This is a genomic window from Sphingobium subterraneum (assembly GCF_014199435.1).
Lineage (GTDB): Bacteria > Pseudomonadota > Alphaproteobacteria > Sphingomonadales > Sphingomonadaceae > Sphingobium > Sphingobium subterraneum.
Map to the genome: position 1 here is coordinate 64,971 of NZ_JACIJP010000004.1, position 20,854 is coordinate 85,824.

Annotated in this window: 26 protein-coding genes; 4 read left to right on the forward strand and 22 right to left on the reverse strand. The window is 63.3% G+C overall.

Annotated elements, in window-relative coordinates; genetic code table 11:
* Positions 1-3 precede the first annotated feature (3 nt).
* Positions 4-1,158, reverse strand: coding sequence for a carbohydrate porin (locus FHS92_RS12310; protein WP_221231038.1), 1,155 nt, complete (start codon positions 1,156-1,158; stop codon positions 4-6).
* Positions 1,159-1,378: 220 nt separating this feature from the next.
* A complete protein-coding gene (rpoZ, locus tag FHS92_RS12315) occupies positions 1,379-1,723 on the reverse strand; it encodes a DNA-directed RNA polymerase subunit omega (RefSeq protein ID WP_184081035.1) in 345 nt (114 codons plus the stop codon).
* 175 nt (positions 1,724-1,898) lie between these two features.
* Between rpoZ and FHS92_RS12320 the strand changes: the two genes are divergently transcribed.
* The gene (locus FHS92_RS12320) at positions 1,899-3,098 is read left to right on the forward strand and encodes a phospholipase D-like domain-containing protein (protein WP_246351979.1); all 1,200 of its coding nucleotides are present in this window, start codon (positions 1,899-1,901) and stop codon (positions 3,096-3,098) included.
* On the opposite strand, the gene FHS92_RS12325 is transcribed toward FHS92_RS12320, so the two are convergent.
* The gene (locus FHS92_RS12325; RefSeq protein ID WP_246351980.1) at positions 3,009-3,752 is read right to left on the reverse strand and encodes a class I SAM-dependent methyltransferase; all 744 of its coding nucleotides are present in this window, start codon (positions 3,750-3,752) and stop codon (positions 3,009-3,011) included. The genes FHS92_RS12320 and FHS92_RS12325 overlap by 90 nt on opposite strands.
* Positions 3,753-4,129: 377 nt before the next feature.
* On the opposite strand from FHS92_RS12325, the gene FHS92_RS12330 reads away from it, so the two are divergent.
* Both FHS92_RS12330 and FHS92_RS12335 read left to right on the forward strand, forming a co-directional pair.
* Positions 4,130-5,008 carry a LysR substrate-binding domain-containing protein gene (locus FHS92_RS12330; protein WP_184081036.1) on the forward strand — a complete coding sequence of 293 codons (879 nt, stop codon included), beginning with the start codon at positions 4,130-4,132 and terminating at the stop codon, positions 5,006-5,008.
* 121 nt (positions 5,009-5,129) lie between these two features.
* The gene (locus FHS92_RS12335) at positions 5,130-6,266 is read left to right on the forward strand and encodes a GGDEF domain-containing protein (RefSeq protein WP_184081037.1); all 1,137 of its coding nucleotides are present in this window, start codon (positions 5,130-5,132) and stop codon (positions 6,264-6,266) included.
* A 4-nt stretch (positions 6,267-6,270) separates the two neighbouring features.
* Here FHS92_RS12335 and FHS92_RS12340 read toward each other — a convergent pair whose 3' ends face one another.
* The 16 genes from FHS92_RS12340 to FHS92_RS12415 form a co-directional block, all read right to left on the reverse strand.
* Entirely contained in the window at positions 6,271-6,942 is a 672-nt protein-coding gene (locus FHS92_RS12340; protein WP_184081038.1) for a glutathione S-transferase family protein, read from the reverse strand.
* A 200-nt stretch (positions 6,943-7,142) separates the two neighbouring features.
* Positions 7,143-7,655 carry a peptidoglycan-associated lipoprotein Pal gene (pal, locus tag FHS92_RS12345; protein WP_425506251.1) on the reverse strand — a complete coding sequence of 171 codons (513 nt, stop codon included), beginning with the start codon at positions 7,653-7,655 and terminating at the stop codon, positions 7,143-7,145.
* Between the two features lie 75 nt (positions 7,656-7,730).
* Positions 7,731-9,038, reverse strand: a complete 1,308-nt coding sequence (gene tolB / locus FHS92_RS12350; RefSeq protein ID WP_343056737.1) for a Tol-Pal system beta propeller repeat protein TolB — start codon at positions 9,036-9,038, stop codon at positions 7,731-7,733.
* A 32-nt stretch (positions 9,039-9,070) separates the two neighbouring features.
* Positions 9,071-9,991: a cell envelope biogenesis protein TolA gene (locus tag FHS92_RS12355; protein WP_184081040.1), complete on the reverse strand. Its 921-nt coding sequence runs from the start codon at positions 9,989-9,991 to the stop codon at positions 9,071-9,073.
* Between the two features lie 19 nt (positions 9,992-10,010).
* A complete protein-coding gene (locus FHS92_RS12360; RefSeq protein ID WP_184081041.1) occupies positions 10,011-10,475 on the reverse strand; it encodes an ExbD/TolR family protein in 465 nt (154 codons plus the stop codon).
* On the reverse strand, positions 10,475-11,167 hold the full coding sequence (gene tolQ, locus FHS92_RS12365) for a protein TolQ (RefSeq protein ID WP_184081042.1): 693 nt from the start codon (positions 11,165-11,167) through the stop codon (positions 10,475-10,477). Before tolQ ends, FHS92_RS12360 begins: the two co-directional genes overlap by 1 nt.
* On the reverse strand, positions 11,164-11,655 hold the full coding sequence (locus tag FHS92_RS12370) for a YbgC/FadM family acyl-CoA thioesterase (RefSeq protein WP_184081043.1): 492 nt from the start codon (positions 11,653-11,655) through the stop codon (positions 11,164-11,166). Before FHS92_RS12370 ends, tolQ begins: the two co-directional genes overlap by 4 nt.
* Before the next feature lie 90 nt (positions 11,656-11,745).
* A complete protein-coding gene (locus tag FHS92_RS12375; RefSeq protein WP_221231039.1) occupies positions 11,746-12,066 on the reverse strand; it encodes a hypothetical protein in 321 nt (106 codons plus the stop codon).
* Between the two features lie 40 nt (positions 12,067-12,106).
* Complete coding sequence (locus FHS92_RS12380) at positions 12,107-12,517, reverse strand: hypothetical protein (protein ID WP_184081045.1); 411 nt, start codon at positions 12,515-12,517, stop codon at positions 12,107-12,109.
* Positions 12,505-12,921, reverse strand: a complete 417-nt coding sequence (locus tag FHS92_RS12385; protein WP_184081046.1) for a hypothetical protein — start codon at positions 12,919-12,921, stop codon at positions 12,505-12,507. Before FHS92_RS12385 ends, FHS92_RS12380 begins: the two co-directional genes overlap by 13 nt.
* A 180-nt stretch (positions 12,922-13,101) precedes the next feature.
* Positions 13,102-14,127 (reverse strand): Holliday junction branch migration DNA helicase RuvB, encoded by a 1,026-nt coding sequence (ruvB, locus tag FHS92_RS12390; protein ID WP_184081047.1) that lies wholly within the window; start codon positions 14,125-14,127, stop codon positions 13,102-13,104.
* Between the two features lie 255 nt (positions 14,128-14,382).
* A complete protein-coding gene (gene ruvA, locus FHS92_RS12395; protein WP_184081048.1) occupies positions 14,383-14,994 on the reverse strand; it encodes a Holliday junction branch migration protein RuvA in 612 nt (203 codons plus the stop codon).
* Between the two features lie 107 nt (positions 14,995-15,101).
* A complete protein-coding gene (gene ruvC, locus FHS92_RS12400; protein ID WP_184081049.1) occupies positions 15,102-15,593 on the reverse strand; it encodes a crossover junction endodeoxyribonuclease RuvC in 492 nt (163 codons plus the stop codon).
* A gap of 221 nt (positions 15,594-15,814) precedes the next feature.
* Positions 15,815-16,558, reverse strand: coding sequence for a YebC/PmpR family DNA-binding transcriptional regulator (locus tag FHS92_RS12405; protein ID WP_184081050.1), 744 nt, complete (start codon positions 16,556-16,558; stop codon positions 15,815-15,817).
* A gap of 81 nt (positions 16,559-16,639) precedes the next feature.
* Complete coding sequence (locus FHS92_RS12410) at positions 16,640-17,773, reverse strand: M14 family metallopeptidase (RefSeq protein WP_184081051.1); 1,134 nt, start codon at positions 17,771-17,773, stop codon at positions 16,640-16,642.
* A complete protein-coding gene (locus FHS92_RS12415) occupies positions 17,770-18,375 on the reverse strand; it encodes a DUF4136 domain-containing protein (protein WP_184081052.1) in 606 nt (201 codons plus the stop codon). Before FHS92_RS12415 ends, FHS92_RS12410 begins: the two co-directional genes overlap by 4 nt.
* Before the next feature lie 186 nt (positions 18,376-18,561).
* Here FHS92_RS12415 and ykgO point away from each other — a divergent pair, with 186 nt between their 5' ends.
* The gene (gene ykgO, locus FHS92_RS12420; protein WP_003046794.1) at positions 18,562-18,687 is read left to right on the forward strand and encodes a type B 50S ribosomal protein L36; all 126 of its coding nucleotides are present in this window, start codon (positions 18,562-18,564) and stop codon (positions 18,685-18,687) included.
* 217 nt (positions 18,688-18,904) lie between these two features.
* Here the strand turns inward: ykgO and pyrF are convergent, their stop codons facing one another.
* The 3 genes from pyrF to FHS92_RS12435 form a co-directional block, all read right to left on the reverse strand.
* Positions 18,905-19,579, reverse strand: coding sequence for an orotidine-5'-phosphate decarboxylase (gene pyrF / locus FHS92_RS12425; protein ID WP_184081053.1), 675 nt, complete (start codon positions 19,577-19,579; stop codon positions 18,905-18,907).
* A complete protein-coding gene (locus tag FHS92_RS12430) occupies positions 19,576-19,935 on the reverse strand; it encodes a LapA family protein (RefSeq protein ID WP_184081054.1) in 360 nt (119 codons plus the stop codon). Before FHS92_RS12430 ends, pyrF begins: the two co-directional genes overlap by 4 nt.
* 190 nt (positions 19,936-20,125) lie before the next feature.
* Positions 20,126-20,476 carry an energy transducer TonB gene (locus FHS92_RS12435; RefSeq protein ID WP_184081055.1) on the reverse strand — a complete coding sequence of 117 codons (351 nt, stop codon included), beginning with the start codon at positions 20,474-20,476 and terminating at the stop codon, positions 20,126-20,128.
* Between the last annotated feature and the right edge of the window lie 378 nt (positions 20,477-20,854).

The window sequence follows — 20,854 nt, forward strand, 5'->3', positions numbered from 1 at the left end:
GCCCTAGAACGCCAGAGTGGTTCTCAATCCAGCTACCCAGGCGGAGCTCCGGTCGCGCTCGCCGCCGGGCCGGATGATCCACTGCACGTCGGGCTGCACGGTCAGCCACGTGGCCAAGGTATCGCTATAGCTCAACTCGAACGCACGCTCGGCACGGGCGGGGCGCAGGCCGTCCGCTGCCATCTGCGCGCGATATCCGCGCGAAAGCCAGACCTCATTCGCGCCGAAGGTCAGCGCGCTGTCCGGGCGGGTCGGTAGGACGTGTGTGGCGAGCAGCCCAGCCTGCCATCCGCCGCGAAACGGCGTGGTCTTGCCGTCGGAAATCCCTGCGCGCAGGAAGAGGCGCAGGGAAAGTCCGTCCTCTCTCTCCACTACCGGTGTTTCGGCGAGCACGTAGGCGCCCTGCGCCTTGCGCGGCGCGGCGTTACCCAGCAGGACGTCGTCCTGCCGCTTGGTGTAGCGCCACAGGCCTAGCGCGAGCTTGTGCCGCCCCTCGATCCCGCCCTCGGCGATGGCCAGCGCGCCATCCCGGAACGCGGTATCGATCCCCCTGCGGTCGCCCAGCGTGCGCGCATTGGCGTTGAACAGCGCCGCGCGGGCGTAGCCGGTCTTTCCAATCGTCTGGTTGACGCGGATCGCCAACGCGGTCGAGGGGAAAATCGACGGCCCGTTGGGGCCGGTCGCCGACAGCTCGGTTCCGATCCCGAAGGCGGGGGCGATCAGCAATCCTGCGGCGTCATTGGCATAAAATTCGCTGTTGAGGTCGTAAAGGCCCGCGAGCACGCTCGTCCTCGGCCCGATGTCCTGTTCCAGCCAGGCCTCGAACAGGCGCGCCGCCTGTCGGCTTACCTCGATATTGTTGATGCCCTGCAGGGTTCCCGCCCGGTCGTTGGGGCGCCCTCCGAGATTGACGAGGCCGTAGAGGTGCGCCCGCGCGCCCCGCCAACCGGCAATCCGTTCCAGATCCGCGTCGGCGATCAGGTCGAGATTATCGAGATAATCGGTGCTGGACTTACCCGCGCCCGGATCGACGAAGAAAACGTCCATTGTATAGGCTACCTGAACATCAAGCCCAGGGCCATCGCGCTCTTCTGCATCGGCCACCGATGGCGCAATTCCGATCGTCGCGGCGCATGCCAGCGTTCTCGCCATCTTCATGCCGCTCATTGTCGCCATAGGCCGTCGCACCCTGTCCACGCTTTCCTGCCATTATAGGACGGGCAAGGGGAGATAGTCCGACGTCCGTGCCCCACGCTGGCGTCCTGCGAAATCGTACAACAAAAAGTCCGGCAGCCTTGCGGCAACCGGACTTTCTGTCCCCCTCCTGTTATCTTATCTGCGGCGGGGAGCCGCAATCACGGGCGCGACGACGACGGGATCAGCCGTCGTAGTCACCGCCGATATTCTGGTTGCGCGGCGGGGCAGCGGCCGTCAGGCGCAGCGCCTCTGCCGACTGCGCGAGCGAGCCAATCTCGTCCGGCGTGTCATCATCATCGATCCGGACCTTCTGAAGATCGCCGATCAGCGCTTCATGGAGATAAGCGGGCTGCACCGTCTCTTCCGCGATCTCGCGCAGCGCGACAACCGGGTTTTTGTCCCGGTCGCGATCGATGGTCAGCTCCGCGCCGCCGGAAATCTCCCGCGCGCGCTGAGCCGCGAGTAGCACCAGATCGAAACGGTTGGGAACCTTGTCGACGCAATCTTCGACGGTAACACGGGCCATTGTGGCTCCTGAAAGCAGGAATAAGGAAAGCGCGCGGTTACCAACTCCATTGCGGTGAGTCAAGGAAATGTCGTGCGCGCCGCCGTCTGTGCTACTGTTTGGAACGAACTGGGACGCGTAGGGGTATCAGCTGTGCAAAACAGCGGTTGAACGGTGCGGGAGGTGAACGAGGTCGATGGCAAGCCGAATTTCCGAAATGGATGCTCCATGTCACGGACAGGCCGAACCCCGGCTGTGCCACAGTGTCGATGGCAATAGCCTGGAAATTATCGCTAATGGTCCGGCGCTGCGCGAGGCACTGATAGCGCTCATCAACGGCGCTGAACGGTCGCTCCAGGTCCATTATTATATTTTTGCGGATGACAAGAGCGGCCGAAAGGTGATGGCGGCGCTGATCCGCGCGGCCCGACGTGGCGTTGCCGTCAGGCTGATCGTCGATGCATTCGGATCGAGCGATGTGCCGCCCGGCTTCTTCACGTTGCTCCAGCAGGCGGGCGGAGAAATGCGCTGGTTCGGGGCGGGCTGGTCCACCCGCTATCTCATTCGCAATCACCAGAAGATGACGATCGTCGATGGTACGCGCGCCATCATCGGCGGTTTTAACGTTTCCGATCATTATTTCGGTATTCCGGAAGACAATTGCTGGCACGATCTCGGGCTGGTGCTGGATGGGCCGGAAGCGACGGAGCTGGGCCGCTGGTACGACGCCCTGTGGCAGTGGCTTGGCGATGAAGACAGGGATTATGGTTCACTGCGCCATATGGTGCGGCACTGGCATGATGACCGGGCCCCCATGCGCTGGCTGATTGGCGGGCCGACACACCGCCTCAGTCCCTGGGCGCGTTCGGTTCGTGCCGATCTGGAAACGGCAACCCGCATCGACATGGTATCGGCCTATTTCGCGCCAGGTGAAGGCCTGCTGCGCCGGTTGCGGCGGGTGGGAAGGAGGGGCACGGCACGCCTCATCCTAGCGTCAAAGTCCGATAACACAGCGACCGTAGCCGCGTCACGCTTGCTCTATGGACCGCTGTTGCGGGCCGGGGTCCAGATCTACGAATATCAGCCGTGCCGACTCCACATGAAGCTGATTGTCATCGACGATGCGGTCTATATCGGATCGGCCAATTTCGACATGCGCAGCCTGTTCATCAATCTGGAGCTGATGCTGCGGATCGAAGACAGCGCCTTTGCCGATGCGATCCGCACCTTTATCGATGCACGGGTGGCCGACAGCCGCCCGATCACCCGGCAGGTGCACGAAGGGCGCAGTACGCCGCTCCGCCTGTTAAAAGGCTGGATCAGCTATCTTCTCGTCGCGGTGCTCGACTACACCGTGACCCGGCGCCTCAACTTCCGCACCGCCGGGCGGGACTGACACGGCGCCTTTCCACGCCCAGAAGGTCCGGCAGGGTGGGATGTTGAGCCAGTTCGTCTCTTCGTCGATGCGCGTGAAATGCGGCTGAAGCAGGCGGCGGACGAAGCCCGAATACTGATAGACCAGAAACGCTCCACCGGGGCGCAGCGCCGCGTGGGTTGCCTGCGCGATCGAAGGCCCAACGCCATCGGGCAGGGTGGAAAAGGGCAGTCCGGAGAGGATATAGTCGGCGTGCTCCTCTCCCTGCGCCCGTATGATCGTCTCGACGTCGATGGCGGAGCCATGGACGACGCGCAGCCGATGATCGAGGATGTTCGCCTTGAGATGCGCGACGAAATGCGGGCTGGTGTCGATCGCGATCAGCATCGCGTCGCCGGGCAAGTGCTTCAATATCTCACGCGTGAAGGTACCGACACCCGGACCATATTCGACAAACAGCCGGGTGCGCGACCAGTCGACGGGGCGCAGCATCGCATCGACAACGCCGCCGGCCGTCGGGATGATCGACCCGACCATGGCCGGAGCGCGCAGAAATTCCCGGAAGAACGCCGCTGCCTCGCGGAGGGGGCGGGGAACGAAGGATTGGCCTGTCACCGCGAGAGTGGGCTGCACCCGATAAGTATCGCGGGCTGTCATATTGTCACGGCTTTTCATGCATCGCTCTTGTTTGGTCCGGGCCGAAAGAGCGAAACACGCTCCCGCATCCGGTAACGAACGTAGCGGGAAGTTTATCCCCGCGAAAGAGGATGCGGGATAAAGTGTCGACCGCGCGCGGCGAAACGGCCAAGGCACGGGCAAAAAAAAGGGCCGATCCGAAGATCGACCCATAAAAGTTAGGAGAGGATGCCTGAAAGGCACCTCCTATGTGCAGTGCAGCAAAATATTTCGCAAGTGCGTAATAATTCTTTTGGGTGCATATTTTGCAACGATGGAAATCGAGGACTTTGGCGGGCTTTTGGTAAAGGCTCTTTGCGCTGTTGAAGCACAATGGAGAATCATGCATGATGCAGCGCACATAAAGGGACTGAAGAATGCGCCGTTTGCCTCCTCTCACCGCTCTGGAAGCCTTTGTGCAGGTTGCACGCTTGGGCTCTGTGAAAGCTGCGGCGGAGGAACTCGCGCTCTCGACGCCAGCGTTGTCGCGACGGCTTCAGGCGCTGGAACGCTATATCGGCCGCACGCTGTTCGAACGCAAACACCAGGCGATGGAGATTAACTCGGACGGTGTTGCGTTGCTCAATGACATCGCTCCCGCGCTCGATGCCATGTCAGTCGCAGTGGAAAAGATCATCAGCGGCGGCAATCAGCTGCGCTTGCGCCTTGCCGTGTTGCCGCTTTTCGCATCCCAGCGGCTGTTTCCGCATCTGGGTGAACTGCGCGAGGCCTATCCTTCGCTGCACATCGACATTGAGACCACGCCCCATGCCGTGGCACGGCTGGGCGAGGGGCTGGATGCGGCCATCCTGCTCGCACGCGATATCGACCCCAGCCTCTATTCCCAACCGTTGAGCGGCGTGGAGAATATTCACCTGATCGCCAGCGCCGCGCTGATCGAAAAATCGCCCCTTACCCGTCCCAGCGATTTGGCAGAGCACACCGTCCTTCTTCATCGCGACATGTCTACCATTTTTGATGACTGGAAAGACGCGATCGGCCAGCAGGACATCCAGCCCGTGGCGATCGATTCCTATGACTCGGGTCCCCTTATGCTGGAGGCCGCGGCGCAGGGGTTGGGTATTGCCGTGATGCTCGAAAGCCATTTCCGGGAAGCGCGCGATTCGCGTCTGGTCCGCCTGCTCGACAGCGAAATCGAAAGTTCCTACCGCTATTACTTCGTATGCCGTCCGCGCGCCCTGCAAATACGGGCCGTTAAAATTTTCCATGACTGGTTGATTTCAAGCGATATTTGACGGTTTTGAGAGCCTTTGCTGTGGGCGCCGGACGCTCGCCTAAACCCAAATTTAACCTAACATCGGTAGTTTTGAGCCATTCGATCAAGAGCATCGCTCTCTGGACATAGACTGGCAGATCATGAACGCGCAAACTGGATTGACCACCCGCATCGCTCGCTGGGCGAACCGGAGATCACTATCCGAGTCAGACACTTCGACTGCGGCTGTGTCCGAGCGGGAAGCCACGCGCAACAGGTCCAGTCGTGAAATCGATCGTCGGCGTGCTCTTTACGACGATATTGGCGAATTTCTGTTCAACAACGATCTCGATCTGACCGTCGTCAACTTTGGCCTGGCTTACGATTATCTGACCGGCAACGATCATCAGATCGAAAAGGCCGTGCGTGCGATTCTGGCCGATCAGGGACGTATCACCAACAGCGTTGCGGAACAGATCATCGCGGAGCGCCACAGCAAGGATGTGTCGGTCGAAAGTCTGTCGACCATGCTCAACACGGTCGAAGAAAATCTGAACCACTTCTCGAAGCTGGCGACCGAGTCCTCGAGCTCCGCGTCGGATTACGGCGCGGCTCTGCAGGAGCAGGTGCAGGGTATGGACAGCAAGGCCGAGTCCGAACCGCTGGTCTCGACACTCGTCAACCTCACGCGTTCGATGGTCGAGAAATCCCGCCAGATCGAAAACGAGATGCGCGCCAGTCAGAAGAAGACGCGTGAACTGCAGCACAGTCTGGAGCGCGCTCGCAAGGCGGCGGAGCATGATCACCTCACCGGCCTGCCCAACCGCCGCGCGTTCGAAGCGCGTCTGAACGAAGAGGTCGCCGCTGCCATGGAAAATGGCGAGGCGTTGAGCGTGGCGTTCTGCGACATCGACCATTTCAAGCATGTCAACGACGAGCACGGACATGACACCGGCGATCGCGTGCTCAAGTTCGTCGGTTCGCTGCTTACCAAGATTTCAGGCGAAAAATGCCATGTTGCCCGTCATGGTGGGGAGGAGTTCGTGCTGTTGTTCCGCGGCAAGACCGTGGGCGAGGCGTGCGACATCGTCGATCATACCCGTCAGGACCTCGCTTCGCGTAATCTTGTCGATCGCAACACGGGGGAACGGATGAAGCAGGTCAGCTTCTCGGGCGGCGTCGCGGACGTGTTCGCTTATGCCGATCCGCGGGAAGCGCTCAAGGCGGCCGACCGTGCGCTCTATCTCGCCAAGGAACATGGCCGCAACCGGGTCTATATGGCCGCCGAAGTGGCGTAACCCCTTAGAAATCCGGTTTTTCGTAATAGGCGGGCGGTGACACCACTTCCATCCGCTCCGACAGGAGCGGACGGAAGGACGGGCGCGATTTGAACGCCGCATACCAGCGTTTGACCGGCTCGTGCCCGGCCCAGTCGATCCCGCCCAGATAATCCGCCACGGACAGATGCGCCGCCACCGCGATGTCGGCGAGGCTCATCATCCCGCCCGCCATCCAGCTGCGGTGGTCGAGCAGATAGTCCATATAATCCATATGCGTGTTCGCCCGGCGCATCGCTTCGCGCAGCGTTCCAGCATCGGGCGGCGCACGATGGACGATCCGCTTCTTCATCCGCTCGTTGAGGAGGGGCGCAACGACATCGCCGTAAAACACCTGGTCGGCCCAAACGGTCAGGCGGCGGACTTCCGCACGTCCCGCCGCGCTGCCGTTGATCAGCGGCAGTTTTTCGACGGTTTCCTCGAAATATTCGCAGATCGCCTGGCTGTCGATCAGCACCACGCCCTTTTCATCGTCGACCAGAACAGGCGTCGTTCCTGCGGGGTTCAGGTCCAGGAACGCGTCATTCCCCTCCCAAGGGGACTCCCGTATCAGGTCGTAGGCCACGCCCTTTTCGGCGAGCAGGAGCCGGACTTTGCGGGAAAACGGACAGAGGGGGAACTGATAGAGATGCCACATGGCTCCTCTCTAACGCCTGCCGCGCGCGGCGCCAGTGGGAACGCACTTTGTCCCAAAATGAAACGGTCGGCCGGTTGGGAAGCGGCCCATGCCAACTGTCCGTTTTCCCGTTTGCCGTGAGCCTGTGGAAGGGTCCCCATTTGAAAGGAGGCAGGGCTTCGACAGGCTCAGCGGAAACGGTTAACGAGATTAGCCCCCGATCACTGCTGCACGGTTACCGTCACCGCGCGGCGGTTCTGCGCCCAGGCCTGCTCGTCGGAACCCATGGCGGCGGGGCGTTCCTTGCCGTAGCTGATCGTCGTGATCCGCGATGTATCGACGCCGAGCGCGGCGAGAGCATTCTTCGCCGCATTGGCGCGGCGCTCGCCCAGCGCGAGGTTATAGTCGCGGGTGCCGCGCTCGTCGGCATGGCCCTCGACGGTCACGCGCACCGTGGGGTTGGCGGCAAGCCACTGCGCCTGGCTCTGCAAGGTCGCCTGATCGTTGGCATCAACGTTATACTGGTCGGTGTCGAAGAAAATGCGGTCCGCAGCCACGCTTGCCACAAAGTCTTCCTGGCTGCCCTTGACCGGTCCGGTCGGCGCCGGCGGGGTGGGGGCGGTGGCCGTGGAGTCCGCCGGTGCGGGCGGCAGCTCCTGCGGCGCTTTCTTGGCGCAGGCGGACAGGGCGATCACAGCGGTGGCGATCAGCAGGGGGCGTGCAAAGCGGTTCATCATTTTCTCCTCATAATGGTCCTGGGTAAGACTACACGGTCAATTGGCAGAGGTTCCCTCTTATGGAGGCGATGGTCAAGGCAGCAACGGCCCCCATGCCGGGTCCGATCCGTTAAGTGGTGTGGGGATGCGGCGCTCGTTCACACCCGTCAGATCGACCTGCCACACTTGGCTCATACCGTCGCGTCCGGGCGTGGTCCGGAAAAACTGGAGCACGCGGCCGTTCGGCGACCAGGTCGGCGCTTCGTCCTGCCAGCCATTTGTCAAGATGCGCTCATTATCGCCCGCAGGTGTCATAACCGCGATCTTGAAATCGCCGCTGATCTTGGTGAAGGCGATCAGGTCGCCGCGCGGGCTCCATTCCGGCGTCGCGTAACGCCCCCCGCCGCGGCTGATTCGCTGCTGGTTCGATCCGTCGGCGTTCATCACATAGACCTGCTGCGTGCCGGATCGGTCGCTCTCGAACACGATTTTTGTGCCGTCGGGTGAATAGCTACCACCCACGTCGATGCCAGGGCTGGTGGTGAGCCGTACCGGCGTGCCGCCCGTAGCGGTGACGCGGTAGATGTCCGTGTTGCCCGCGATCGCCATGGAAAAGAGGATGTTGCGTCCATCGGGTGACCAGCGCGGCGCGAAGGTCGGGTTGCTGCTTTCGGTCACCAGCCGCTGTTTGCCGGTGCCGATGTCGTAGACGAAGATGCGTACCCGTCGACCGATATAGCTCACATAGAGGATCGACCCGTAATCGGGCGAGAAGCGTGGCGACAAAGCGAGTGATTGGCCGTTGGTGATGAAGCGATGGTTCGCGCCGTCGCTGTCCATGATGGCGAGCCGTTTGACGCGCGCGTCCTTGGGGCCGGTCTCGGCGATATAGGCGATGCGGCTGTCGAAGAACGGACTTTCGCCGGACAGGCGCGCATAGATGGCATCGGCGCATTTGTGCGCGGCCCGCCGCCAGTCCGCCGGCGCGACGATAAACCCCTTGCGGGTCAGTTCCGATTTCAGCGCCACGTCATAGAGGTAACAGCCGACGGTGATGTCGTTCGCGCCACCCGCCGACCGCACGAAGCCCTGCACCAGCGCCTCGTACCCGCCCCAGCTCTCGTACGCTGGGGCCGTCACTTCCGCCATGGACGGCACGCGGAGTCCGCTGGGGCCGGACGGGTCGAACAGGCCGGATCCCTTGAGGTCGGACGCGATCACTTCCGCGATCTTGCGGCCGAGTTCTTCCGTGGTCCCGGCGGGCGTCCCGACCGACTGGTTCGTCGGCAGCGCAGGCACCGCGATCTTGAGATTGGACGCGGTCTCGTCGGTCACGTCGACGCTGAGTTGTGCGTGGGCGGGCGATGCAAACGTCAGGAGCGTCGCGGCGCACAGGCCCATGAGGCGCATGGCGCGGGGCAGGGATGCAGGGATCATTGGGACAGCCTCTTGTCGACGTTCACGGTAAAGGATTTCCACCCATCATACAGGTCGGCGGGCAAACGGAAAGGCGCGGCGAGGCGGATCGCTTTCACCGCCAGTTCCTGATGCAGGCGGACCTGCGTACGGTTGCTGTCGGTCACCCCGGTCGTGTCGACCACTTCGGGGTTGCCGATGACCGATCCGTCTCGCGCCAGATTTACGGCCACGCGCGTACGCAGCTGCTCGGCATCCGCTCCGGTCGGTGCCTTCCAGTGCGGCTTGATCTGGCGGCTGATTTCCGCGACCAGTGCGGTCTTCTGCGCAGGGCCGACCGTCGCCGCGGGAGCGGCATCGGATGTAGAGGGTTTTGCCGGGCGGCTCGGTGCTTCGGGTGCGATACCCTTCAGGAAATCGCCGGGCAGGCCCGATGCGCGGGTGCGCTCGGCCGACCCTTTCGCGGGGGCAGCCTTAGCCGGGGTCTTGGCGGGCGCCGCCGCAGGCTTCGCCGGTGCAGCGGGTGCAGCCTTCGCCGGAGCGGGCTTCGGTGGTGCCTTGGTCGGCGCGGGCGCGGCGACCTTGGGCAGCGGCTTGGCTTTCTCAACCGGCTTGGGCTTGGGGGCCGGAGCAGGCGGCTTGGGAGCGGGGGTCGCTTTGGGCGGCACGGGTGCAGGCGCGGGTTCGGGCGGCGGCGGGGCAGGGGCTGCTTCTTCCGGCGGACCTTGTTCGGGCGCCTGCGACGGAGGGGGCGGCTCGGTCGAAATTCGCGGCGACGCGGATTGCAGCGCCACATCATCCACGATCGTCACGTCAAGCGGCGTATTTCGTAGCTTCAACGGATCATGCGCAGCGAACAGTCCCGCCGACAGCAGGCCGAACAGCAGCACATGCCCCGCCGTCGCAATGCCAAGGCCGATTTTCTCCGCGCGTTCCATTGGGGCCTAGCCTAACACCCTATTGTGAACCGTCGCTGACAGGCGCTGCGTCCTCGGTCCCACTGCTCACCAGCGCGACCCTGTTCAGCCCGGCGCGGTTAAGCTCGCCCATCACCCGCATCACCCGGCCGTAGTCGAGCGAGGTATCCGCGCGCAGGAAAATCTGCGGGGGTTCCATCCCCGCCGATGCCGCCGCAATCGTGCCGAGGCGCGTCACCAGTTCGTCATCGCTCAGCTGCGTTTCGTCGAGGAAGATGCCGCCATCCGCCGCGATCGAAATCACCGTCGGCTTCTTGTCCGCGTCCAGCCCCTTCGCCCGGCTTTCCGGCAGGTTGACCGGCACGCCGGTGATGAGCAGCGGCGCGGTCACCATAAAGATGATGAGCAGCACCAGCATCACGTCGACCAGCGGCGTGACGTTGATGTCCGCCATCGGCGCATGGCGGCGACCGTTACGGGCGGAGGGAGGCGTGCCCATCGCCATTACTGGCTCTCCAGCTCGCGGCTCAGCGTCGCGTAGAAGCCATCGGCAAAACGGTTGAGCCGCGCCTCGATCCGGTTGATGGCATGGCTGAACCGGTTGTACGCGATCACCGCAGGGATGGCGGCGAACAGGCCGATGGCGGTGGCGAACAACGCTTCGGCAATGCCCGGCGCGACGACCGCGAGGCTGCTGTTCTGCTGCGCGGCGATCGCGGTAAAGCTGCGCATGATGCCCCACACCGTCCCGAACAGCCCCACAAACGGCGCGACACTGCCGATGGTGGCGAGCACGTTCAGCCGCTCGGACAATTTATCGACCTCCGCGCCCGTGGCGCTCGCCATGGCGGTGGAAAGGCGGTCGCGCGTACCGTCCCGGTCGATCTGTTTCTGCGCGGTCGAACGCCGCCATTCCGCGACGCCCGCCGCCATGACCCGCGCACTCGGCAGATCGGCGCGCCCGCGCGTCTCATGAAAGCGGTCGATATCTTCGCTGCGCCAGAATTCCTGCTCGAACGCCGTGCAGTTCTTCAGGGTGGACCGCAGCTTCGCGCCGAGGCCGATGATGATCGCCCAGGTCCAGATGCTGGCGAGCAACAGGCCGATCATCACGATCTTGACGACGATATCGGCTTGCAGGAACAGGGCGAGCGGCGACAATGTGGTCGCATCCGCGATGGCGATGGGCACGGTCATACGGGCAAATCTTCCCCTTGGACAAGGCGGTTGAAGGTGGCGATCCAGTGTTTCGGCTGGCGTTTCGGGCGGCCGCCCGGAGTGATGAACGCGACAGTCACCTGTCCGTTGCTGATCTGCTGCGTGCCGCGCGTGATTTGCTGGTCGATCACGCAGGTCGCGGCGGTCACCGCGGCGACGCGGCTCACGACCATCAGGTCGTCGTCGAGATGGGCGGGGAGGCGATAGTCGATCGTGGCGCGGGCCACGGCATAGACGCCATCCCCCGCCTCCAGCGCGGCGCGCTGGTCGATCCCCGCGATCCGCAGCATGTCGGATCGCGCGCGCTCCATGTAGCGCAGGTAATTGGCGTGGTAGACGACGCCGCCGGTGTCGGTATCCTCGAAATAGACCCGCAGCGGAAAATAATGCACGCCCGCAAGGAAGCGCCCGCTCGCCGGTTGGGGCAGGGCGCTCAAGATCGTATCAGGATGGGACGGCGCGTTCATGCTCCCGGCTCTAGCCGAGGCGAGACTCGCTGGCAAAGGGGGAAATGTGCCTCGTCGTCCGGTCAGACCGGCTCGACCGGAAGGATGGCGCTATTGCCCGCCCATCCGCAGCAGTTCGACCTCGCGGCGCAGCTTTTCCAGTTCCAGCTCGTACACGCGGCTGCAATCGATCCGGTCGGGGCGCTTGCCCAGCGGAATGGTCACGCGCGCATAGAGTGTCGCTTCGCGGTCCCGGCTGTCGTTATAGCCAAAGCGCGCACTGTTGGCGGCTGGCGAGGAGGCGGCCGATCCGGTCATTCCCACATCGAGATAGGAACCGTTATTGTTCATGCTTTGGCGGCACCGTGTGCCGGAACTGGTCTCGATCGCATCCTCGCCGCCTGATCCGACAGGAGCGGGGGGCAGGTACACGCCTGTCGTTCCGGCCCAGGATGGGGCCGGCACAACAAGGCTAGCCAAGGCGATGGGCAGACATTTTCGAACACACACGGGCATTGATTTGTATTCCTTCTGGCGGTGTGGCCCGTTCGGCGCACACACGAAAACGGTATATTTCCCCAACGGTAAGGTCGGTGGCGATAATGATCAGCCGTCGTGAGACGTTGGGACCGAGCGTGGTCGTCGCGGGCAGGATCATGACCCTCTCCTGCGGCGTTTCATCGTCGATCCCCACGGCATAGGCGCGGAACGCGACTGCCTCCGGATAGGGATTGTAGAGGGTGAGCTGAAAGGCCTTGCGCGGCCCGTCGATCACACCCTCATTGGTCAGGGGGCCAAGTCCCACGGCCAGAGCTGGCGAAACCAGCGCCAGCGGCAGGATGGCCGCCGCCAGCCGGACGATGCGGCCGATCACTGCGAGCATGTCGCCGTGGACGTGATGCTGTATGTCCCGGTCTGGAACCCACTGCTGTTGCGCGCGCGTCCGTTGATCGTGAGGGTATCGAGCAGGCCGGTCATCGGGCGGGTGTAGCCGGTCGACGCAAAGGCGCGGTTGGCACCCCCCGGTGAAGAGAAGGAAATTTCGGTCGTGGCCCCGCTCGCCGACGGCCCGGTCAGCGCAGGAGCCGTAAAGGTGACGGTCGGATTGGTGCCGGTCGCGACCACGGACATGAGCGCCGGAATTGCCCCGGCGTTGCTGGTGGCGATCTCCGTACCGCCGGAAGACACCGTCAATATGCCCGGGGTCGTGAGTGTCAGGACGCAGATATTGGCAACTACGCCGTTGAGCGAAACGGTTTGCGCGTTCACCGCCGGGGCACTCATCATCGCGCCGGCCGCACACGCGACCGCCGTACAAAAACAATTTAATTTCACTGGGGAAGACTCCTATCCATCGGATTTCTTTGGATAATTTAGTCTTGGGCCGTTAAAGGGAATTTAATACGCCGCTCGGTTGGTCGCAAATGATCCCAGATTTGCGACAAACGGTTGGAACTCTTCCTGATTTCAGGCGTCGAACAGCCCCTCTTGCGATCCCGCCGGTGGATTAAGGCCGAAATGCTTCCATCCCGGCGCGTTGAGACAGCGCCCGCGCGCCGTCCGCGCAATCAGGCCGAGCTGGATGAGGTAAGGCTCGATCACTTCTTCCACCGTGTCGCGCGGTTCGGACAGGCCCGCCGCCAGCGTCTCGACGCCGACCGGCCCGCCCTTGTAGATTTCGGCAATCATCATCAGGTAGCGCCGGTCCATCGCATCCAGCCCCAGCGCGTCGACCTCCAGCCGGTTGAGCGCGGCATCGGCGACCTTCGCGTCGACGCGATCGGCCCCGGCGGCGTGAGCAAAGTCGCGCACCCTGCGCAGCAGCCGTCCGGCAATGCGCGGCGTCCCGCGCGACCGGCGCGCGACCTCGACCGCGCCATCGGCCGCCATGTCGAGGCCCAGCAGTCCGGCCGCACGGCTCACCACCTGTTCCAGTTCAGCGACGCTGTAGAATTGCAGTCGCACCGGAATGCCGAAGCGGTCGCGCAGCGGCGTCGTCAGCAGTCCCTGCCGCGTCGTCGCACCGACCAGCGTGAAGCGGGGGAGGTCAATCCGCACCGATCGCGCCGACGGCCCTTCGCCGATCATCAGATCGAGCGCGCGGTCCTCCATCGCCGGGTAGAGGATTTCCTCCACCGCCGGATTGAGGCGGTGAATTTCGTCCACGAACAGCACATCGCCGTCATCCAGATTGGTGAGCAGCGCGGCGAGATCGCCCGACTTGGCGATGACCGGGCCGGAGGTCGCGCGGAACCCGACGCCCATTTCCTTGGCGACGATCTGCGCCAGCGTCGTCTTGCCCAACCCCGGCGGACCGAAGAACAGCACATGGTCCAGTGCCTCGCCCCGCGCCTTGGCCGCAGCGATGAAGATGCGGAGGTTTTCGCGCGCGGCCTTTTGCCCGACGAAATCGTCCAGCGTCTTGGGACGCAGGGCCGCGTCGACGTCCTCGGCGCGGCGGGCTGGGGTGATGAGGCGGTCAGCGTCGGTCATAGGCCCACCCCTCCTTACCGTCATGCTGAACGTGTTTCAGCATCCATGTTGCCGCACATTGGCGGATGTGAATGGCGCGAGAAGACAGCTCAAGAACTGGTATCGGCAATGGAAGAGCAATCTGATCGAAACGGACAACCCGCAGTGGATCGACCTTGCAGTTGTTCTCGGGTTTGCGCCGACAGCTTCTCTGCCAAGGCCGGATGGACCCTGAAACAAGTTCAGGGTGACGGAGCGGGAAGTGGGGTAGCTCCATCACTTCGCCGCCTTCTTCAGCGCCAGCCGCACGAGCGCATCCAGACTCGCGCCGTCGCCCAGCTCCGCTTCGGCCGCCGCGACTGCCGCGCTCGCCTCATAGGGCTTGAACCCGAGGTTGCCGAGCGCACTCGCGGCGTCGGCGGCAAAGCTGCTCGTCGGCATCGGCGCGGTCCCGGCGGCGAGCGCCAACCCCGCACCCCCGCCGATCGTCCCGGTCTTGTCCTTGAGTTCGCGCACGATGCGTTCGGCGAGTTTCGGTCCGACGCCATTGGCGCGCGCGACCATCGCCTTGTCCTGGCTCGCGATTGCCCGGTGCAGTTCCGCGCCCTCCAGCACCGACAAGATCGCCAGCGCCACCCGCGCACCCACGCCCTGCACTCCGGTCAGCAGCCGGAACCAGTCGCGTTCGTCCTCTGATGCAAAGCCGACAAGGCGTATGAAATCCTCCGCCACCAGCATTTCGGTATGGACCGTTACCGCTTCGCCGGTTCGGCCGAGCGCCGCCAGCGTGCGGCTCGATGCGCCGAAGAGATAGCCCACGCCGCCCACATCGACGACGGCGCTGTCGATGCCGGTGCTGGTCAATATCCCTTTAAGATGCGCGATCATGCCCCATCCCTAGACGTTCGGGCTGAGCCTGTCGAAGCCCAGTTTTCACTTTTTGTACTCATGCAGGAAGAACGGCCCTTCGACAAGCTCAGGGCGAACGGAAACTTTTATGTTGTGCTCATTCGCCGCGCGCTGGCCATATGGTGCGCATGGGTGATCGCGACAGCCAGCGCGTCGGCGGCGTCCGGCCCGGCAATGGTCACGCCGGGCAGCAGGCGTGTGACCATGGCATGCACCTGATCCTTGCTGGCGTTGCCGACGCCGACGACCGATTTCTTGACCAGCCGCGCGGCATATTCGCCGACCTCGATGCCCGTCCGCGCCGCGCCGAGCAGCACGACGCCGCGGGCCTGGCCGAGCTTCAGCGTCGATTGGGGGTTGGCGTTGACGAACACTTCTTCCACCGCCGCGGCATCGGGCTTGTAAAGCAACAGCAGGTCGGTCAGCGCCGCATCGAGCGCCAGCAGCCGCGCGGGAAGGGGAGCCTTGGCGTCAGTTTTGATCTGTCCGTTGGCGATGTGCGACAGGCGGTTGCCCTGCGCCGAGATGACGCCCCAGCCGGTCGTGCCAAGGCCGGGATCGAGGCCGAGGATCAGCATCTACTGAAAAAGAACCGTTGCTCCATCACCAGCACCAGTGGCTATCGATCGCATCTCGGTAGCAGAAAATTTGGCAGAATTCGACACAATCAGGTGCCCACCATTATTCAAGCCCGTGGCTATCGACCGTAATTCTGTAGCACTAAACCTTGACCCATTTACGTGTAGGCTACCACCGCCTGTCGCCACCGAACGCAGCTCAAGGGCAGTAAGATGCTCTATCATGCTATTTTCTCCATGATCTCGTCGGACACTTCATAATTGCCCCACACGGTCTGGACGTCGTCATCTTCTTCCAGCGTGTCGATCAGCTTGAGCAGGGTCGCGGCGTTGGCCTCGTCGACGTCGACCGTGGTCTGCGGTTTCCACGCCAGCTTGGCGCTGTCCGCCGGACCGAGCGAGGCTTCGAGCGCCTTCGATACTTCATGGAGCGCGTCCATCGCCGTCCAGATCTCGTGCTCGTCCTCGTTCGACGACACGTCCTCCGCGCCCGCTTCCAGCGCCGCCTCGAAAATCGCGTCGGGATCGCCCGCCTTCGCCGGATAGGTGATCAGGCCCATGCGGTCGAACCCATGGCTCACCGCGCCGCTCGCGCCCAGATTGCCGCCGTTCTTGCTGAACGCCGTGCGGACGTTGGTAGCGGTGCGGTTGCGGTTGTCGGTCAGCGCCTCGACGATGACGGCGACGCCGCCGGGGCCATAGCCCTCATAGCGCACTTCTTCATAGTTCTCGCCGTCGCCCTTGGTCGCCTTGTCGATCGCGCGCTGGATGTTGTCCTTGGGCATCGACTGCGCCTTAGCCGCGTTGACGGCAAGCCGCAGGCGCGGGTTCATGTCCGGATCGGCCATGCCCATCTTCGCCGCGACGGTGATTTCGCGGCTCAGCTTGGAGAACATGGCAGAGCGCTTCTTGTCCTGCGCGCCCTTGCGATGCATGATGTTCTTGAATTTGCTATGGCCGGCCACGGCCTGCTCCCTGTTGTTGGATCGGATCTGCGCGCTGTCTAGCGATGCCGCGCCAAGGTGGCAAGCGGGCGAGGGGCTGCGCTACAACTCCCCGAGTATCTCCGCCAGTGTCGCCATGCAGTCGCGCCCCAGTTGCATGGACCGCGCCGGGGACCACCCGAAATCCGCGTCGGGCAGGTCATCATGGTCCTTGAACGGCATTTCCAGCGTCATGCTGACCGCGCCGAAACGCTCGGCGAGCTGCGCAGTGGACATAGACAGGTTGGCACGACCCGGCTGGCCGATGGGATAGCCCTGGCGGGTCTGGAAATCGGGCGTCCGCGCCGCCAACAGATCGCGGTAGCGGTTGTAGAGCGCCAGCCGGTCCTGCTTCAGCGAAGGAATGCCTTCGAATCCTGCAATGAACACGGCCGGTATCGCCTCGTCGCCGTGCACGTCCATCGCGAAATCGACGCCGGTCTCGTCCATCGCCGCGCGCACATGGAATACCTCCGGGCTGCGTTCGAGCGAGGGATCATGCCATTCGCGGTTGAGGTTGACGCCAACCGCATTGGTGCGCAGATGTCCGCGACGGCTACCGTCGGGGTTCATGTTGGGCACGATACGGAACGTTGCCTTTTGACGCAGGAGCCGAGCGACGCTGTCTTCCACGTCGCACAGCCGGTCGAGCGCGCCTTCGATCCACCATTCCGCCATCGTCTCGCCCGGATGCTGGCGGGCATAGAGCCACACCTGCTTGGGTCCTTCGCCGAGCGTCAGCAGGTCGATCGGCTGTCCGTCGAGCGTCGTCCCCAGCTCACGCGCCGTAACGCCCGGCTGGCTGGCCGCCCAGGCAATCAGGTCGTGATGCCGTTCCATCGAATAGGGTGCGAAATACGCGACCCAGACGGCATTGCTATCCGGCGCAAGGCGGATCGTCAGCCGCCCGTCGGCGTAGTCGGTCTCGGCCATCCACCAGGTTTCGCGGTCCTCGCTGACCCGCGCTTGATAGTTCTTCCACCCGTCCGGATAGGCTGATCCGCCGCAATTGGTGATAACCAGCTCGACCTCAGCCCCCGCGGCGCCTGCCACGCGGAAATGGAACCACTGGTAAAAATCGCTCTGAAGGTCGGGCACGATTTCCAGCTCGGCCCGAAAGCCCGTCTGCGCATTGCCGCTTGTGGAAAGGACGCGGATATTGCCCGCGTCAAAGGCGCTCGTAATCGATAAGGTCATTTGACCGTTATAGTCTGCCCCGACAGCCCCGGATAGTCCCTGAACAGTGCGCTGGCGAGCTTGCCCGCGGCAATGCCCGGCTGGGACGCGGGCGTGCCTTCCTTCGCTTCGGTCAAGGCGCGGCCTTCCCAGATCGCGGCATTATTGGCGCGGCGGCGGATTTGCACCGAAAGCTCGCTCGTCACGATATCCTTGGGCTTCCCCGAAAGGTTGATGCCGATACCGACGCCCAGCCCGCTGCCATAGCTGCCCGTCGAGCCGCCGACACCCACGCTGACCGGGGACTGGCGCGGCCCGCTCGGGCGGAAGCTGCGGCGGAACGATACCAGCGCGACATAATCGCTGGCGCGGAGCGTCTGCTTGCCGGTTTCGTCGACGAAGCCGATTCGCTGCAGCTCCTGTCCGACAGCGGCGGCATAGGTGCGGAACTCCATGCTGACGTCGGGATTGCCCTGCGCTTCCTCGACAACAATGCCGCCCGTCGAAGCCACTGGCGGCCCGGCATGAAACCGCGTGACCTCGACAGGAGGGATGGCTGTCGCGCATCCACCGAGGACTGTCGACCCCGCCAGTATTGCCGCCCAATATGCTGTCTTGCGCATGTCTCTCTCCTGCACGCGGTAACGCGCGCCTCTTGCCATAACATCCTGGCCATAACTTGGCTGCACCTTCGATGAACAATGCACGAAATCGGTGCGATTATTGCTGTGCGGCCTTGACTTTGCGGCGCCCGGCCCATAGGGGCAGCGCTTCGATTTTCCGCTATTGAACAGTTTGAAGGCCGCGTCATGAAGATTCGCAACTCGCTGAAGTCGCTCAAGGACCGTCACCGCGATAACCGCGTGATCCGTCGTCGTGGGCGCACCTACGTCATCAACAAGACGAACCGCCGCTTCAAGGCGCGCCAGGGCTGATTTCGCGGGACGGTTCGCCGTCTCCGTCAGCATATACGGAAGACCCGGTCAGCAATGGCCGGGTTTTTGATGTCTGGAGCGGAGCGCGTGCGAAAATGTTGCCGCGGATATCCATATATCTCCCCAACACCGATACACCCCCGTTCGGTTCGAACGACGTCGAGAGTCTCCGGTCCATGTCGACTCTACCTCAACATCGGGGCAGAATCCCCTGGCCCTAGAGCGTGGCTTCAATCTCGCGCGCGGCCATGTCCGGGTCATCGGCTTGTGTGATCGGTCGGCCCACCACAATGATCGATGCGCCGGCATCGATCGCCGCGCGAGGAGTGACGGCCCGTTTCTGATCGCCGAGCCGCCCGCCTGCCGGACGGACGCCGGGCACCACGAAAAAGCCGTCCTGCCAGCGTTGCCGCACGAGCGCCACTTCCTCGCCGGAACAGACGATGCCGTCCAGTCCCGCGTCCTGAGCGAGATCGGCGAGCCGCTGGACCTGCGCGGCGGCATCGCGCGCCACGCCGATTTCATTGAGGTCACTGGCGTCCAGGCTGGTCAGCACTGTTACCGCGACCACCTTCGTTTTGACGCCCGCCGCCGCCTTGGCGTCCTCCAGCATGGCCCGCCCCCCGGCCGCATGGACGGTGAGGATCGCCGGTTCCAGCACGTGCAACGCCTGCACGGCCTTCGCCACCGTATTGGGAATATCGTGAAGCTTCAGGTCCAGAAAGATCGGCAGCCCCAGCTTTGCCATCTCGTGGATGCCGTGGTGCCCGTTCGCGCAGAAGAATTCGAGACCCAGCTTGATGCCGCCGACATGGTTGTGCACCCGCTTCGCCAGCAGGCGTGCGCGTTCCAGATCCGGCGTGTCGATCGCTACGTAAATCGGGCTTTTCATGATGGTCCGCTGGCTGGATCGGAAGGCGTGACGGGGAGGGCGGGAGCGACGGTAACCGGTGTATCCGTATTTGCCGCCGAAACGGGGGCCAGCGCACTCGCCAGTGCCCGTTCAGCGCTGTCGAGCTTGCGGCGCATGCTCCAGCGCGATGTGCGCGCGAGTATCCACATCGGAACCAGTCCGATCAGGAAGGCGGCCAGGATCAGGATGGGAAGCCGCGTTTCGATGATGATGTCATCCCACAGCTTGACGGGAATATAGCCGGAATAGGTGGGTGGCACAGTCCAGTTCGCCTTGGCGAACAAGGCCAGCGCTACGGCCAGGATCACCCAGAATGCGGTTTTGAGGAAGTTCATGGCCGGGCCTCTCGGTTAATGCGCCCAGCTTAACGATTTTTCGCAGCGGTTCCACCCCGTATAACGGACAATGGCTTAGCGATGCACATAACGGCCTCGGCCCGTCTCTCCCGCCGATGCCGACGGCGCGGGGCCGTCGGCAAAGGGCAGCAGAGACGGGCCGGAGGATGCCCGCAATGCACCGAGCAGATTACATCAGCTTCCAGGTCAACGGGAGCACGACAGTGGTCGCGCCACCTGGAGGGGCCGGGAACGTGCCAGCCTTGGCGGGCAGGGCCAGCGCTTCACGATCCAGCACCGAAGAGCCGGACGGCGTGACCATTTCGGTCTTCTCGATGGCGCCCGAAGCGCTCACATAGACCTTGACCTTCACGGTGCCCTCATCGCCGCGCATCTGCGCCGCGCGGGGGTAGGTCTGCTTAGACGCGATCAGGCGCGCAACCTGGCGCTGCCAATCGGCGGACTGTGCGAAAACGGGGGTGGTGAACGCCACGAGCGCGGCTGCGGCGACCAGGCATTTGCCCGAAATTGTTCTTACCATGATGTTAACCTCCTGTTGAGCCAGGCAATTTCTCGCTTCTGACAGGATCCTGTTAGCGTAACAGGCATAAAGTGCCGTCAACAGCTATGGTTAATGCGGCTTTTACCCGACCTGGGACACGGTTTTATTGAGGAACAGCGGAATTCTTACTGAAGCTGCGTGCTGTCAACTTCAACCGCCGCGCGATGGTCAGGAAATCAATTTAACGTCTTGGATCGGATAGTACAAGTTCCACGGCATCCGGACCGGGTCGCAGCGCGACGATTCGCCGCCCGCCTTGTCATTCCCATGTTCGTGCGGCGCCGCTGCTGCGCGCCGCGACGTCTGCTTACCTGAGGTCTTTTTTGTGTGTCCCGTCGGTTCAACGAAAAGCGCCGC

What these genes read in the sequence shown, in the direction of transcription:
- FHS92_RS12310 (WP_221231038.1), bottom strand. Translation starts at nt 1,158, where the DNA reads ATGAAGATGGCGAGAACGCTGGCATGCGCCGCGACGATCGGAATTGCG.
- rpoZ (WP_184081035.1), bottom strand. Translation starts at nt 1,723, where the DNA reads ATGGCCCGTGTTACCGTCGAAGATTGCGTCGACAAGGTTCCCAACCGT.
- FHS92_RS12320 (WP_246351979.1), top strand. Translation starts at nt 1,899, where the DNA reads ATGGCAAGCCGAATTTCCGAAATGGATGCTCCATGTCACGGACAGGCC.
- FHS92_RS12325 (WP_246351980.1), bottom strand. Translation starts at nt 3,752, where the DNA reads ATGAAAAGCCGTGACAATATGACAGCCCGCGATACTTATCGGGTGCAG.
- FHS92_RS12330 (WP_184081036.1), top strand. Translation starts at nt 4,130, where the DNA reads ATGCGCCGTTTGCCTCCTCTCACCGCTCTGGAAGCCTTTGTGCAGGTT.
- FHS92_RS12335 (WP_184081037.1), top strand. Translation starts at nt 5,130, where the DNA reads ATGAACGCGCAAACTGGATTGACCACCCGCATCGCTCGCTGGGCGAAC.
- FHS92_RS12340 (WP_184081038.1), bottom strand. Translation starts at nt 6,942, where the DNA reads ATGTGGCATCTCTATCAGTTCCCCCTCTGTCCGTTTTCCCGCAAAGTC.
- pal (WP_425506251.1), bottom strand. Translation starts at nt 7,655, where the DNA reads ATGAACCGCTTTGCACGCCCCCTGCTGATCGCCACCGCTGTGATCGCC.
- tolB (WP_343056737.1), bottom strand. Translation starts at nt 9,038, where the DNA reads ATGGGCCTGTGCGCCGCGACGCTCCTGACGTTTGCATCGCCCGCCCAC.
- FHS92_RS12355 (WP_184081040.1), bottom strand. Translation starts at nt 9,991, where the DNA reads ATGGAACGCGCGGAGAAAATCGGCCTTGGCATTGCGACGGCGGGGCAT.
- FHS92_RS12360 (WP_184081041.1), bottom strand. Translation starts at nt 10,475, where the DNA reads ATGGCGATGGGCACGCCTCCCTCCGCCCGTAACGGTCGCCGCCATGCG.
- tolQ (WP_184081042.1), bottom strand. Translation starts at nt 11,167, where the DNA reads ATGACCGTGCCCATCGCCATCGCGGATGCGACCACATTGTCGCCGCTC.
- FHS92_RS12370 (WP_184081043.1), bottom strand. Translation starts at nt 11,655, where the DNA reads ATGAACGCGCCGTCCCATCCTGATACGATCTTGAGCGCCCTGCCCCAA.
- FHS92_RS12380 (WP_184081045.1), bottom strand. Translation starts at nt 12,517, where the DNA reads ATGCTCGCAGTGATCGGCCGCATCGTCCGGCTGGCGGCGGCCATCCTG.
- FHS92_RS12385 (WP_184081046.1), bottom strand. Translation starts at nt 12,921, where the DNA reads ATGATGAGTGCCCCGGCGGTGAACGCGCAAACCGTTTCGCTCAACGGC.
- ruvB (WP_184081047.1), bottom strand. Translation starts at nt 14,127, where the DNA reads ATGACCGACGCTGACCGCCTCATCACCCCAGCCCGCCGCGCCGAGGAC.
- ruvA (WP_184081048.1), bottom strand. Translation starts at nt 14,994, where the DNA reads ATGATCGCGCATCTTAAAGGGATATTGACCAGCACCGGCATCGACAGC.
- ruvC (WP_184081049.1), bottom strand. Translation starts at nt 15,593, where the DNA reads ATGCTGATCCTCGGCCTCGATCCCGGCCTTGGCACGACCGGCTGGGGC.
- FHS92_RS12410 (WP_184081051.1), bottom strand. Translation starts at nt 17,773, where the DNA reads ATGACCTTATCGATTACGAGCGCCTTTGACGCGGGCAATATCCGCGTC.
- FHS92_RS12415 (WP_184081052.1), bottom strand. Translation starts at nt 18,375, where the DNA reads ATGCGCAAGACAGCATATTGGGCGGCAATACTGGCGGGGTCGACAGTC.
- ykgO (WP_003046794.1), top strand. Translation starts at nt 18,562, where the DNA reads ATGAAGATTCGCAACTCGCTGAAGTCGCTCAAGGACCGTCACCGCGAT.
- pyrF (WP_184081053.1), bottom strand. Translation starts at nt 19,579, where the DNA reads ATGAAAAGCCCGATTTACGTAGCGATCGACACGCCGGATCTGGAACGC.
- FHS92_RS12430 (WP_184081054.1), bottom strand. Translation starts at nt 19,935, where the DNA reads ATGAACTTCCTCAAAACCGCATTCTGGGTGATCCTGGCCGTAGCGCTG.
- FHS92_RS12435 (WP_184081055.1), bottom strand. Translation starts at nt 20,476, where the DNA reads ATGGTAAGAACAATTTCGGGCAAATGCCTGGTCGCCGCAGCCGCGCTC.